This is a genomic window from Blautia sp. HA8986 (genome assembly GCF_056504635.1).
Window position 1 is genome coordinate 442,144 of sequence record NZ_JBWLUQ010000003.1, and the last position, 14,907, is coordinate 457,050.

11 protein-coding genes are annotated in these 14,907 nt (G+C 45.0%); 10 read left to right on the top strand and 1 reads right to left on the bottom strand.

Annotation, left to right across the window (positions count from 1 at the left end; genetic code table 11):
* Positions 1 to 89: 89 nt before the first annotated feature.
* The 10 genes from AC04Q4_RS16800 to AC04Q4_RS16845 all read left to right on the top strand — a co-directional run bounded on the left by AC04Q4_RS16800 (position 90) and on the right by AC04Q4_RS16845 (position 14,040).
* Complete coding sequence (locus AC04Q4_RS16800; protein ID WP_476389340.1) at positions 90 to 608, top strand: MarR family transcriptional regulator; 519 nt, start codon at positions 90 to 92, stop codon at positions 606 to 608.
* Positions 601 to 2,763, top strand: a complete 2,163-nt coding sequence (locus AC04Q4_RS16805; RefSeq protein WP_476389341.1) for an ABC transporter transmembrane domain-containing protein — start codon at positions 601 to 603, stop codon at positions 2,761 to 2,763. Before AC04Q4_RS16800 ends, AC04Q4_RS16805 begins: the two co-directional genes overlap by 8 nt.
* A complete protein-coding gene (locus AC04Q4_RS16810) occupies positions 2,760 to 4,592 on the top strand; it encodes an ABC transporter transmembrane domain-containing protein (protein WP_476389342.1) in 1,833 nt (610 codons plus the stop codon). Before AC04Q4_RS16805 ends, AC04Q4_RS16810 begins: the two co-directional genes overlap by 4 nt.
* Positions 4,593 to 4,998: 406 nt before the next feature.
* Complete coding sequence (locus AC04Q4_RS16815) at positions 4,999 to 6,366, top strand: hypothetical protein (RefSeq protein ID WP_119239106.1); 1,368 nt, start codon at positions 4,999 to 5,001, stop codon at positions 6,364 to 6,366.
* Positions 6,367 to 6,370: 4 nt separating this feature from the next.
* The gene (locus AC04Q4_RS16820; RefSeq protein WP_476389343.1) at positions 6,371 to 7,522 is read left to right on the top strand and encodes an aminotransferase class V-fold PLP-dependent enzyme; all 1,152 of its coding nucleotides are present in this window, start codon (positions 6,371 to 6,373) and stop codon (positions 7,520 to 7,522) included.
* A 123-nt stretch (positions 7,523 to 7,645) separates the two neighbouring features.
* Positions 7,646 to 7,939 carry a hypothetical protein gene (locus tag AC04Q4_RS16825; protein WP_110103239.1) on the top strand — a complete coding sequence of 98 codons (294 nt, stop codon included), beginning with the start codon at positions 7,646 to 7,648 and terminating at the stop codon, positions 7,937 to 7,939.
* A gap of 104 nt (positions 7,940 to 8,043) precedes the next feature.
* On the top strand, positions 8,044 to 8,913 hold the full coding sequence (locus AC04Q4_RS16830) for a helix-turn-helix domain-containing protein (protein ID WP_476389344.1): 870 nt from the start codon (positions 8,044 to 8,046) through the stop codon (positions 8,911 to 8,913).
* Between the two features lie 172 nt (positions 8,914 to 9,085).
* Positions 9,086 to 11,455 carry a TIM-barrel domain-containing protein gene (locus AC04Q4_RS16835; RefSeq protein WP_476389345.1) on the top strand — a complete coding sequence of 790 codons (2,370 nt, stop codon included), beginning with the start codon at positions 9,086 to 9,088 and terminating at the stop codon, positions 11,453 to 11,455.
* 156 nt (positions 11,456 to 11,611) lie between these two features.
* A complete protein-coding gene (locus AC04Q4_RS16840) occupies positions 11,612 to 11,932 on the top strand; it encodes a putative heavy metal-binding protein (RefSeq protein ID WP_173737447.1) in 321 nt (106 codons plus the stop codon).
* Between the two features lie 5 nt (positions 11,933 to 11,937).
* Positions 11,938 to 14,040 carry a UvrD-helicase domain-containing protein gene (locus AC04Q4_RS16845; protein WP_476389346.1) on the top strand — a complete coding sequence of 701 codons (2,103 nt, stop codon included), beginning with the start codon at positions 11,938 to 11,940 and terminating at the stop codon, positions 14,038 to 14,040.
* Positions 14,041 to 14,138: 98 nt separating this feature from the next.
* Here the strand turns inward: AC04Q4_RS16845 and AC04Q4_RS16850 are convergent, their stop codons facing one another.
* Positions 14,139 to 14,906 (bottom strand): response regulator, encoded by a 768-nt coding sequence (locus tag AC04Q4_RS16850; protein ID WP_476389347.1) that lies wholly within the window; start codon positions 14,904 to 14,906, stop codon positions 14,139 to 14,141.
* Position 14,907: the final 1 nt, after the last annotated feature.

Below are 14,907 nucleotides of genomic sequence, written 5' to 3' on the forward strand. Positions count from 1 at the left end.
TTAGCCGACTAATTAAAGATGAAAGATACTTCTGCCTGGAAGATAAGAAATAAAAAGCAGAAGTTCTGACGGAGGAAGGGAGTGACAGCGTGTTTTGTGAGGAGGACGATGAGAAAGAGAAGCAGAGCAGTTTTTTATCTCTGTTTATGAAGGTGGACCGTCATTTTATGACGAAATGTTTTGGGCAGATGCAGGAACTTGGCATTTATCCGGGACAGATCCCGGTTCTGGGACTGGTGTCCAAGAAAGATGGCTTAAGTCAGAGGGAGCTGGCAAAGATCTTGCATATCAAGCCGCCTACGGTAAATGTATCGATACAGAGACTGGAGAAAGCAGGCTTTCTTTATAAGAAACCGGATGAAAAGGACCAGCGTGTGACCAGGATCTACATGACAGAAAAGGGAAAGGAAATCAAGGCAAAAGCACTGGAACGGATCCATAAAAATGAGGCTGTAATGATGGAAGGCTTCAGTGAGGCGGAACAATGTCTGCTTCGGAGATTTCTGGAGCAGATCCTGGTAAATATTGAAAAGATACAGCCGGAGGAAGTCATAGAAAAGCTTCAGCCGGATGAAATAACAGAAAGGAAGGAACAGAAACGTGATTAAACTGATGAAATATTTGAAACGATCTGCAGGTTACATCGTGATCATCATTGCGCTTCTTTTTCTTCAGGCATACTGTGATCTGTCTCTGCCGAATTATACATCCAATATCATCAATGTGGGAATTCAGCAGAACGGTATCGAAGACAGTGTTCCTGAGAAGATTAGAAAGACATCCATGGACAGTCTGAAGCTGTTTATGGAAGAGGATGATGCGAAAACTGTGGATGGATTTTATGAGGAAAAGGGAGATGATCTGGTATTAAAGGATAAAATCTCCAAAGAAGACAGAGAAGAGCTCAATGATATCTTCGGTAAACCGATGGTGATCGTTTCTACTCTGATGTCCGACAGTGAGGAATCAAAGGCAGCTCTTGCAAAAATGGGAATACCGGAAGGGACTGATCCACTGGCGGCTCTTTCTCAGATGCCGGCAGAGGCTTTGGCTGCTATGAAGGACCAGGCCGGAGAAAAGATCGACAAGATGCAGGAATCCATCATCATACAGGCAGGTGTTTCCTACGTTCGTGCAGAATATGAAGCCATGGGTGAAGATGTGGATGCCATACAGATGGATTACATGAAATCAACAGGGATCCGCATGGTGCTGATGGCACTGGTCACTATGGTGGCTGCAGTATGTGTGGTATTTTTTTCATCCAGAGTTGCTGCATCTATGGGACATGATCTCCGTGGGCTGGTTTATAACAAAGTCATAGGTTTTTCCAGCAGAGAGTACCATAAGTTTTCAACAGCATCCCTGATCACACGATGCACGAACGATATCCAGCAGATCCAGCAGGTAATGGCTATGATGTTCCGTATTGTGCTTTACGCGCCGATTCTTGGAATCGGTGGTGTGATCCGGGTGCTTCAGAGAGATTCCTCCATGACATGGATCCTTGGGGTTGCCATTGTCCTGATCATGGCATTTATGGGACTGCTGTTTAAGATCGCAATGCCGAAATTTTCAGCTTTGCAGACCATGGTAGATAAGCTGAACCTGGTAACAAGAGAAATCCTTACCGGTATTCCGGTCATCCGTGCATTCAGCCGTGAGAAGCATGAGGAGGAGCGTTTTGAGGATGCAAATATCACTCTGATGAAGACAAACCTCTTTGTAAACCGTTGTATGACATTTATGCTGCCGGTGATGATGCTGATCATGAACGCAGTTTCTGTACTGACCATTTACAGCGGTTCTTATGCGGTAGACAGCGGAAGCATGCAGGTTGGTGATGTTATGGCGTTTATCCAGTATGCAATGCAGATCATCATGTCATTTTTGATGATCACGGCAATGTCTATCATGCTGCCGCGAGCAAATGTATCTGCACGTCGTATCAATGAGGTGCTGGAGACAGAAGTAAGTGTTCACGATCCGGAGAATCCGGTACAGCCGTCTGAGAATGTAAAGGGAACCGTGGAATTCGACCATGTAAGCTTCGCATATCCGGAGGCAGGAGAGAATGTTATCACAGACATTTCCTTTAAGGCAGAAAAAGGTGAGACAGTAGCGATCATCGGAAGTACAGGAAGCGGTAAGAGTACACTGATCAATCTGATCCCGCGTTTCTATGATGCAACAGAAGGAGCTGTGAAAGTGGATGGCGTGGATGTCAGGAAAATGACACAGAAGGATGTCCGTGACAGGATCGGATATGTTCCGCAGAAGGGTGTACTTTTCTCAGGAACCATTGATTCCAATATCCGTTACGGAAAGACAGAGATTCCGGAAGACGCAGTGAAAAAAGCAGCAGAGGTTGCACAGGCTACGGAGTTTATCGACACCAAGCCGGAGAGATATAAGACTCCGATCGCACAGGGAGGAAGCAATGTTTCCGGTGGACAGAAGCAGAGGCTTTCCATTGCCAGAGCTATCGCAAAGGATCCGGAGATCTTTATCTTTGACGATAGCTTTTCCGCACTGGATTTCAAAACAGACAGCACACTTCGAAAAGCTCTGAAAGAATATACAAAAGAAGCAACAACCATTATCGTGGCACAGCGTATCAGTACGATCCTCAATGCAGATAAGATCCTTGTACTGGACGATGGACATATGGCAGGAATCGGAAGCCATAAGGAGCTGATGAAGTCCTGCGAGGTATATCGCCAGATTGCCATGAGTCAGTTATCAGAGGAGGAATTGGCATGAGTCAGCAGAGAAGAAGAGGCCCTATGGGCGGACACGGAATGCAGCCAACAGAGAAGGCCAAGGACTTCAAAGGCTCCATGAAAAAGCTCTTTGGCTATATGGGCAGATATAAAATCCGTTTTATCCTGATGTTTATCTTTGCAGTGGCAGGTACAGCTTTTAATATTGCAGGCCCGAAGATCCTTGGAAAAGCTACCACAGAGCTGTTCAATGGTCTGGTCGCCAAGGTAAACGGCACAGGCGGTATTGATTTCAGTAAGATCGGAATGATCCTTCTGTGGACTTTGGGACTGTATGTGGCAAGTGCGTGCTTTTCCCTGATACAGGGCTTTGTCATGACGGGGATTTCCAATGATGTCACATACAATCTCCGAAAGGATATTTCAAAGAAGATCAACCGTCTGCCAATGAATTATTTTGAGAGCAGAACAAACGGTGAGATCCTTTCCAGGGTGACAAATGATGTGGATACCCTGCAGATGAGCATCAACCAGAGCATGACACAGCTGATCACATCCGTAACAACACTGATCGGTGTATTTATTATGATGCTTTCCATCAATGTGTGGATGACACTGGCAGCAGTACTGATCCTGCCGGTTTCCATGCTTATCATTAATAAAGTAATGAAACACTCCCAGAAATATTTCCAGGCACAGCAGGAGTATCTGGGAAAAGTAAATGGTCAGGTGGAAGAGAATTTCGGCGGCCATGATGTAGTAAGAGTATTCAATAAAGAACAGGACGTGCTGAAAGAATTTGAGCACGACAATCAGAAACTCTACGAGTCAGCATGGAAATCTCAGTTCTTTTCCGGGATGATGATGCCGATCATGCAGTTTGTAGGCAACTTAGGATATGTGATGGTGGCACTTCTCGGAGGAATTTTTGCCATCAAGGGAACTATCGAGGTTGGAGATATCCAGTCCTTCTTCCAGTATATCCGTAACTTTACACAGCCGATCCAGCAGATCGCCCAGGTTACAAACCTTCTGCAGTCCTCTGCGGCAGCTTCTGAGAGGGTATTTGAATTTCTTGAGGAGCCGGAGGAAGAGCTTCAGCCGGAGAATCCGGATTCCATTGAGGGACTGGAAGGAAATGTGCAGTTTGAGCATGTGAAATTCGGTTATAACCCGGATAAGATCATTGTAAATGATTTTTCCGCAGATGTGCATGACGGTCAGAAGATTGCCATTGTAGGACCTACAGGTGCAGGAAAAACGACGATCGTAAAGCTGCTGATGCGTTTTTATGATGTAAACGGCGGAAGCATCAAGGTTGACGGACATGATATCCGGAACTTCAATCGCAGCAATCTCCGTGAGATGTTCGGAATGGTGCTGCAGGACACCTGGCTGTTTTCCGGAACCATCATGGAAAATATCCGCTACGGAAGACTGGACGCAACGGATGAAGAGGTGATCGCAGCAGCAAAAGCGGCTCATATCCATAATTTCATCATGCAGCAGCCTGGCGGTTATCAGATGGTACTTGACGAGGAGACCAGCAATGTTTCCCAGGGCCAGAAGCAGCTTCTTACTATCGCGAGGGCCATCCTGGCAGATAACAAGATCCTGATCCTTGATGAGGCTACATCTTCCGTTGATACCAGAACAGAGATGCAGATCCAGAAAGCTATGGATAACCTGATGAAGGGCAGAACAAGTTTTGTTATCGCCCACAGATTGTCTACTATTAAGGATGCAGATCTGATCCTGGTAATGAAGGATGGAGATATCATTGAGCAGGGAAATCATGAAGAGCTCCTGACACGTAAGGGATTTTATGCGGATCTGTATAACAGTCAGTTTGAACAAAAACAGGCATAATCCTGTTTTTGTTCATGAGGAAGTAGCGAAGCGGATTCCGAATGTCTGCTTTGCTGAAAGAGGCTCAGGCATAAGATAACTTAAGTATTGGGCAGGATTACAGCATCGGAAATGTACTTCCATCCGAAAAACGGATCGGCCACGTTTCCGGTGCTTTTTTTGCGGATTTTTTTCAGGTTAATGTGGTGAATAAATATTGTATGATTCATATAAAAATGATAGGAATAATAATATAAATTATATGAAAATAGCACAAAAATCGTAAGAAAGTACAGTCTGTTCGGAAGAATAAAGAGGAATTCCATGATTCATACAGTATAATAGGATATATCGAGTGTGCGGAAAAACTACAAACTATATAATGCGGAAAATGCGGAATGTTAAAGAGAAGAGAGGTATTTTTATTATGAAACAGAAAGCAATGGATATGAAACTTGTAGTAAAACCGTTGGTTGGATGTCTGACACATACACATTTCTGGGAGGGACCATGTCGTGCCGGACATAAAGAGGATATGACTGTTGAAGCTGAGACAAAAGCAGCTGATGAGGCATTCAAAAATTCAGTTAAGGGATTAAAAGGGGTTATTGATGAGGTAGAATTCACGGAGCCTGTGGATGTCCGCTATAATGAGTCTTTTGTTGTAGATAAAGACCTTTTTGCAAAAATCGGAGAGGATGTTGATGAGATCGATTGCTTCCTCTGCATGGGCTGGAGAATTCCTAAGCTTGAGCGTTTCGGAAAGCCGGTCGTTATCTGGCAGAACGGAAACGAAGGAATTGATTTTGCAGCATACTGCCGTTCCATCGGAGTAGAGGCATATGTATGTATGGATCTTCAGGATGTGAATGAGATCATGCATATTCTCTGGGTAAGAAAAGCAGTTCGCAATACAAGGGCGCTTGTACTGACAGCAGGATCTCAGCCTACATTCGGAATCCAGAGTCTGATCCGTGATCCGGAGATCCTGCGTCAGCGTTACGGAGTTGAAGTGGTGAAGCTTCCATTTACATCTATCTTCAAATATATGGATGAGATCACAGATGAGGAAGCAAAACCGATTGCAGATAAGATCATTGCAGGATCTACCGACACACAGGTAAACACAGACTGGTTTATCAATGACGTGAAATATTATCTGGCTGCCAAAAAGATGATGGATATTTATGACTGCAACGCTTTCTCAACCGCATGTCATGAGCTCTGTACAACAGAAATCCCGCAGAACCGTAAATTCACACCATGTATGTGCCATTCCATCATGAAAGACGAGGGAATTCCAAGCGGATGTGAGGAAGATCTTAATGCACTGATGGCCATGCTGATCATGCAGTATGCCGGAAAACGTCCGGCATTCATGGGTAACCCGAACCACGAGACAGACGAGCTTCTCCGCATCCACCATGCAGTACCGGCTCTTCAGATGAACGGTTATGGAACAAAACCGCTGGCATACAAACTCTGGGCATTCACAGGCCAGGGATTCGGTGGAAAACTGCAGGTTGACTTCACAGAGAACGATGATGATTATATCACACTTGGACGTTTCAATCCGGCAGGCGATACCATGTGCATCAAGAAAGGCAAGGTTATCCGTTCTGAATATGCAGATACATACTGCAGTCCGTTCTACTACATCCAGATGGACGATGCAAGAGAATTCATGCACAATCTTGCAGGATTCGGACATCATCAGGTGCTGATCTTCGGTGATTACACAAAGATGATTAAGAAGATTGCAAAAATTATGAACTTCAATATTCTGGAAGGATGATTGGATGATATATCTGAACAACGGGGCAACTTCCTGGCCGAAGCCCCCTGCTGTTTCGGAAACTGTGCAGGCGTGTCTTAGCGGCACGCCTGCTTCGCAGTTCCGGGGCGGCAGCTCGATCATGAAAAAAGATGTGGAAGTACTTTGCCGGGAAAAACTGGGACAGCTCCTTGGAATCAGGGAAACAGAGAGAATATTTTTTACATCAGGGGCAACAGAAAGCATGAATACAGTCCTTGGGGGGCTGGACTACGGTGAAAAAGGCAGTAGCATCCTGGTAACGCAGACAGAGCATAACAGTGTGCTACGTCCGGTATATAATCTGGAACAGCTGAGAGAACATCCGGTGCTGGTAGTAAAGTGTACGATAAACGGGACAGTGACGGAAGAAGCCCTGGAAACAGCAGTACGACCGGACAGCCGTGTGCTGATCGTGAACCACTGTTCCAACGTGACAGGCTGTGTGCAGGATATGGAGATGATCCGGGAATTTGCAAAGAGACATGGGCTGCTCCTGATCGTGGATGTGTCGCAGAGTGCTGGCTGTATCCCTGTTGATGCAGATAAATGGGAAGCAGATGCGCTTATTTTTACAGGGCACAAAAGCCTGATGGGAATTCAGGGAACCGGCGGATTTTATGTCAGGAGCGGAATTGAGCTGAAGCCTCTGAAATATGGGGGAACCGGAAGAAACAGCGCACAGCTTACCTACGAGAACAAAGATTATGAGTATGAGGTAGGAACTCAGAACATGCCGGGAATCACAGGACTTCTGGCGGGTGTGGAATTTATTGAACAGACGGGGCTTTCCGCCATTATGGAAAAAGAAGCTCGTCTGATGGAAATGCTTTATAGTGGGCTGGAACAGATAGAGGGTGTAAGGCTCTACGGAAACCATGACGTATGCAGAGGACCTGTGATGAGCCTGAATTTTCAGGGACTGAAAGCTTCGGATGCCGCGTATATTCTGGAAAGCGGATATGGTATCATTGTCCGTTCAGGGCTTCACTGTTCGCCACTGATCCATAAGGCAATGGGAACAGAAGAGGGCGGAACTGTGAGAGTAAGTGTTTCGTGGTTTACGGAGGAGAAGGATATAAAGGAATTTTTAGGAGCTGCGAAGGAAATAGCGGCATCTGTGGCACGGAATATTTAGCAGGCAAGTCACAGAGCAAATTTATACGGATGTATATGAAGAACGATCACAGGTATCAGTCATATAGGGCAGACAGCAGATCCACGGGAAATCTGCCTGTAAAGGAAAGGGGAATACACGATTATGAAAATAATAGGAAAACAGCCTTCCAGGGAAAAATGTGCAGAATCCGGCTGGTTTGCCTGGGATTATCTTCTGGATGAACCGGTAGAGCGGGAATTCATCCTGAAGCTGAGACCATTGGGGGGATTCACATATCTTGATATGCTGAAACAGCCGTTTTTTAAGATTGACAGCGATTACTATATGATAAAAGGAATTCAGGGTAATGATTATTTCCGCATTGCCGTCCATGGGAAGCACGAAGACCAGCTGGAAGAGTTAGAACGAACTATCACAGATTGCATGGAAAAATAATATCTGCTATAATATTGTGAGCGTAAGAAGACACTGGAAAGACTGCCGGTCCTGCCGGAAACAGCTGATGCGTTGACAGTGTCTGCGTTTACAGGAGGCAGAATTTGCGATTAGAGAGAGACAACATACCCCTTGACAAAGAATTTCCTTTTCAGATCTCAGAGGTGGAACTGACACCGGAGAACAGCCGGCCGGGAAGTTATCACTGGCACAGCTATTTCGAGATCACCTGTGTGTTGGAGGGAAAGGGAAATTATTTTGTAAACGGGCAGGAATATACAATGGAAGAAGATGATATTATCATCTTCAATAATGTGGAGCCTCATGGATGGAAGCTGATCGGTGGAGACATGAAGCTTCTTGTGATGATCTTTTCACCGGAATTTGTAGCCGAAAAGCTGAGTGTTTTTGATACGGAATATCTGAAGCCGTTTGTTGAGAGAGGAAGTAATTTTAAGAACCGTATCGGCAGAGAAGAAGAGGTAAGCGGAGAAATCCGTTCCAGTATCTGGGAAATCTATCACGAATGGCAACAGAAAAAAGAAGGCTATCCGCTGATGATCAAGGCGAATGTACTTCGTATTCTTACTATGCTGATACGGGCTTATCAGGATGAGAGCAAGTCCGGGGAAATGCTCCGTGAGAAGAAAAATGCAATGAAGCGTCTTGAGCAGGCTTTTAATTACATAGATGATCATTACTGTGAGAAGATCACTCTGGAAGAAGTTGCTTCTTCCGTATATATGAGTTCCAACTATTTTTCTTCTTATTTCCGTAAGGTGACAAATATCAGTTTCAGCGATTATGTCACAAGGATGAGGATTAACCATGCGCGTGAGCTTCTTCGGGAAACAGATAAAAACGTTACGGAAATCGCCATGGAATGCGGATTTAACAATATTTCCAATTTTTACAGACTTTACAAAAAACATGTGGGGAAACCGCCGAAAGATGAGAAGCAGAAGAAACAGTAAAAATAGTTAAAATTCATGAGCAGATAAGTCATAGACGGAGATCAGGCTTCGATGTTAGGATAAAAGTAAGAAATTTTGTCCTGATATCGGAGCTTTTTTATTAGAAAGGCTCCGATATCAGAAATGGAATATTAATGTCTGATTTACCGGACAGATAAGGAGAAGGGAAATTATGGTTAAAACAGATAGATATGTACAGTTTGAAGCAGGAAAGCTGACATACCGGGTGGTTCCGGTGACAGAGGAGATCATCCGCGTGATCGTTTCCGGAAAAGAGATCAAAGAGGCACAGGACTCCCTGATCATTGAGAAAAAAGAATATCCTGAGGTTGATTTTTCAGCAGAGGAAAATGCAGGAAGTATCGTTGTGAAAACTGCGAAAGTCTGTGCAGAGATCAACACTGCATCCGGTGATATCATCTGGAAGCATGCAGACGGAAGCAAGTGGCTTTCCCAGAAAAAACCGGAACTGACTGAAACAGATGTGATCCACTATAATACAGGCGATGAGGAGCCGATCATCAACCGTGTAAAGACAGTTGACGGTGAGAGAAATTTTATCCAGAATCTGAAAGCTGAGAAAGTAAGAACAGCATATCGTGGAAAACTGTTCTTCACATGGAAAGAGGATGAGGAAATCCATGGGCTTGGCCAGGCAGAGGAAGGTATTTACAACTACAGAGGTCACTGCCAGTACTTATATCAGCATAACATGCGTATCCCGATGCCTGTTTTGGTTTCCACAGAAGGATATGGAATTCTTGTTGACTGCTGTTCGCTTATGACTTTTAATGATGATCTGAAAGATTCCTATCTGTTTCTGGATACTGTAGATCAGATCGATTATTATTTTATGGGCGGTCATACTATGGATGAGATCATCCATGATTACCGTTATCTTACAGGCAAGGCGCAGATGCTGCCGAAATGGGCTTATGGTTATGTACAGTCCAAAGAGCAGTATTACACAGCAAAAGAGCTTCTTGAGATTGTTCGTCATTACCGTGAGATCGGGGTTCCGCTTGACTGTGTGGTACAGGACTGGAATACCTGGGATCCTGGAAACTGGGGCGAGAAGATCCTGGATCAGAAGCGTTACGGAGATATGAAAGAATGTGCGGAGGAAATCCACAAACTGAATGCCCATACCATGGTTTCCGTATGGCCGAATATGAATGCAGGCGGCAAGAACCATACAGAGTTTTTTAAGACTGGTCATCTTCTTTATGATTATGCGACTTATGATGCGTTTAATGAAGAAGCGAGAGAAATGTACTGGAAACAGGCACAGGAAGGACTTTTTGACCAGGGCTTTGATTCCTGGTGGTGCGATTCCACAGAACCGTTTTCCGGTCCTGACTGGGGTGGTGCAGTAAAGAGGGAGCCATGGGAAAGATATGAGCTTGTCGGCGGTGAGCACAAGAAATATCTGGATCCTGCGGTTGCCAATGCTTTTGCACTGATGCATGCAAAGGGAATTTATGAGAATCAGAGAAAAACTACAGAAGAGAAACGAGTTCTTAACCTGACACGTTCCGGCTATGCTTCCGGCCAGAAATATTCTGCAATGCTGTGGTCAGGCGACACCTGTGCATCTTGGGATAATCTTAAGACACAGATCGTGGAAGGGCTGAATATGGGACTCAGCGGATATCCATACTGGACACTGGATATCGGCGCTTTCTTTACAGTTGCTGATAAGTGGCAGAACCGTGGATGCGGCTGCAACACAGATCCGGAGCCTAAATGGTTCTGGCAGGGCAAATATAATGAAGGTGTGAAGGATAAAGGATACTGTGAGCTGTATACAAGATGGCTGGAGATGGGAACCTTCCTTCCGATGTTCCGTTCCCATGGAACTGATACACCAAGAGAAATCTGGAACTTCGGTGAAAAAGGAACCATGTTCTATGATGCCATTGAGAAGTTTATCAAGCTCCGTTATCATCTGATGCCGTATATTTATTCCCTGGCAGGTGCTGTACATTTTAATGATTATACGATTATGAGAAGCCTTCTCTTTGACTTCCCGGAGGATAAAGATGCACGCAAGGTTGAGAATGAGTTTATGTTCGGACCGTCCCTTTTGATCTGTGCTGTTACAGAGCCGATGTATTATGGATCGGAGAGTACTGAGCTCCATAGAGAGAAAATATGGAAATGCTATCTCCCGGCAGGTACGAAATGGTACGATTACTGGACAAACAAGGAGTATGAAGGCGGCCAGTACGTAACCGTAGATGCTCCGATCGACCAGATGCCGATTTTTGTAAAAGCAGGAAGTATCCTTCCTGTTGCAGAGGGACTTGTATATGCATCCCAGAAACCGGAGGAGCCGGTGAAACTTGTGGTATATCCAGGTGAAGACTGCAAGTTCACTATTTATGAGGATGAGGGAAATAACTACAATTTTGAAAACGGTGCTTATGCAACAACAGAGCTTATCTGGGATGATAAAACAGGAACTCTGACTGTTGGCGGGCGTCAGGGAAGTTATCCGGGAATGGAAGAAGTTTCCTATGTGACTGAAGTTGTAAAATAAATAAGCGATAATAAGGAAAGACTGTCTGAAAAGGTGCCTGGCATCTCTTTGGGCAGCCTTTTTTTACTCTATACATCGTGACGGCTTTCGGGTATAATTCTGTAATAAGGCATTTTTATGCCTGAGAAAAAACGACAGAAACGGGAGGATTTTACCATGATCATAACAACAACGCCATCTGTAGAGGGAAGAGCAATCCGTGAATATAAAGGAATCGCATTCGGAGAAGTGATCACAGGAGTAAATTTCATGAAAGATCTTGGCGCAGGTCTTCGGAATTTCTTTGGCGGCAGAAGCGCCGGTTATGAGGAAGAACTTCAGAAAGCCAGAGAAGAAGCCCTGGCAGAGCTGGAGCAGCGTGCAGGTGCAATGGGAGCTAATGCAGTGATCGGTGTGGATATTGACTACGAGGTGCTTGGTGCAGATAATGGAATGCTGATGGTAACAGCAAGCGGAACTGCTGTAGTGGTGGATTAAGGCTTATGGCAGCGGTAAAAAACGGACGTGAATACCTTTCGCATGTGACAGAGACATTGAAGCACAGGATCGCACAGCTGGATGAATCCATAGAGGCCGGGCAGAAAGAAATCGAAGGTATGCACGAATACTACTGGGAAAATTATACAGAGATGGACCAGTACGGATATGAGAATTTTGATAACCAGCAGGCACTTCTCCATGAGATCAATGCCAGCAATGAGAAAATCGAACTGCGTCGGAGATTCAGGAAGATGATGGATTCACCGTTTTTCGGAAGGGTGGATTTCTGCTATGAAGGAGAAGATGAGCCGGAGATATTTTATATCGGAATTGCGAACCTGGCTGAGGAGAACGGCGGACTTCCGCTGATCTATGACTGGAGAGCACCTGTGTCCGGACTGTTCTATGATTTTGACAAGGGACCGGCTTCCTACCAGGCTCCGCTTGGCGAGATCCACGGGGATATTGCTGCCAAGTGGCAGTACAAGATCCGCGGTGGAAAAATGATCTATGAGTTTGAGAGTGATGTGAAGATCGACGATGAGATCCTGAAGGCAGAACTTGGAAGTAACGGTGATGTACAGCTGAAGAATATTATCCGCACGATCCAGAAGGAGCAGAATGCGATCATCCGAAACACTTCGGATCGTATCATGGTGATCCAGGGAGCAGCAGGAAGCGGAAAGACTTCCATTGCCCTGCACAGGATCGCTTATCTCCTGTATCATGACAGGAAAAATCTGAAATCCTCTTCTGTGCTGGTGCTTTCACCGAATGGGGTGTTCTCGGACTATATTTCCCATATCCTGCCGGAGCTTGGCGAGGAGAATATCCGGGAGATGAGCTTTGACCTTTTTGCATACAAGAGACTGAAAAATGTTGTTTCTGACTGTGAAGACAGATATGATCTGATCGAGCGTCAGATTGCAGGATTATGCGATGAAAAGCTTCTGAAAGAGAAACTGTCACGGGATTTTCTGAATCGTATGGAAGGATATCTGGTGGAGCTTGAGGACAGCCTTATGAACTTCCGTGATGTGGAACACAGAGGCGTGGTCAAAAAAGAGCAGGAGATCATAGAGCTTTTTTACTTTAAATTCATGGATATCCCGCTGCTTTCCAGAATGGATGCAGTGGCAGAATATTTCATTGATGAGGTGGAGACTCTTAAGGGATTCGATCTTCCGGATGAGGAGAGGGAGGCTGTGAAGAGCCGTTTCTACAGGATGTATGAGACAAGAGATCTCTATGTGCTGTACAACCGTTTCCTGAGACAGGAAGGTTTTCCTTCTCTTCCACAGGTTCGGTATGAAAAAAGAAAGCTGCGCTATGAGGATGTGTATCCGGTTCTGTATCTGAAATATCGGCTGGAAACTCAGCAGGAGGATTCCGGTGTGCGCCATCTGATCGTGGATGAGATGCAGGATTATTCCATGATCCAGTATCTGATCATTCAGAGACTCTTTAAATGCAGGATGACTATTCTTGGGGACAGAGAACAGACTATGGACGGCGAGCAGCAGGATGTGCTGACATTTCTGCCTAGGATCTTTGGAAAAGATATACGCAGGATCGTGATGAATAAGAGCTACCGTAATACTGTTGAGATTGCGTCTTATGCCAATAAACTGGCGGGAATTACGGAAGTGGAGCTTTTTGAACGTCATGGAAAACCTGTTGTGGAAAAAGAATTTCCGGGGCTTGAGGAGGCACTGGAGAGCGTAGTGAGAGAACTGCGGCTTGAGAAGCAGGCAGTCTTAGCTGGGAATGCAGATGAGGGTGTTGAAGATATTATTTCATATGAAACAGCAGCTGTGATTGTAAGAACTGCCGATGAAGCCAGAGAAGCTTACTACATTCTGAAAGAGAGGCTGGAAGCAGAAGGTTTTGATACCAAGGAGCGTCTGTCTCTTCTTCACAGAGACAGCACAAACTTCAAAAAAGGCCTGACTGTCACAACATTCTACATGGCAAAGGGTCTGGAGTTTGATCAGGTATTTTCTGTATTTCCTGGGGAAGACCGAAGTCCGATTGTGGAGCGGGTGAGATATATTGCGGCGACGAGAGCTCTTCATGAATTGTATATGTATGAAGTTGTGAAATAAAAAATAAAAAGTCATTTCAGAAGCCGGATGCTTTGGGAACAGAGCATAACCGGACGTCATGAAATGACTTTTTTGTTTATATATACCTGAAAAATTTATTAACTGATCTGCTGGATCTCTCCCTCATCTTTATATTCCAGAGGGCTTTTTCCTGTATGTTTCTTAAAGATCCTGCTGAAATATCCCTGATCGTGATAGCCGCACATTTCACCGATCTGTTTTACAGAAAGGGAAGGCTCATGGATCAGCAGCTTCTGTGCATGGCTCATCCGGAGATTGATCAGATATTTGGTAGGGGTGCAGTCATAGACCTGACAGAAGATCTTGGTCAGGTAGCTGGGACTGTAGTTCATGGTTCCTGCAATCAGGTTCAGGTTGATATCCTCTGCATAATTCTGTACCATGAAGTTCTTGAGAAGCTCTGCAATCTGTCCCGGTGACATGCAAGAAGCACCTGGGGCGAATACGGTTTCGTAGTCATCACGCTTGATCTGAAGTTCCTGTTTGATCTTAAGGAGTACATTCCTGAGTTCGTCCGGATCTACAGGCTTCAGAAGGTAATCAGAAACCTTCAGCGTGATGGCTTTTTTTGCATATTCAAAATCAGAAAATCCGCTGGTGATCACTAATTTCGTAAAGGGAAACTGATCCCGAATCCTGGTGAGCAGGGTGATACCGTCCATGACGGGCATTTTGATATCCGTAAATACCACATCCGGGCTCATCTGTTCCACCAGCGAGAGAGCCTGTGCACCTGTCTGGGCTGTGCCGATTACCTGAAAATCAGGATCTGCTTTTTCAATCTTATGTACCAGATTATTCAGAAGAAGTTCTTCATCTTCTGCTACAATAACAGTATAGTTCATA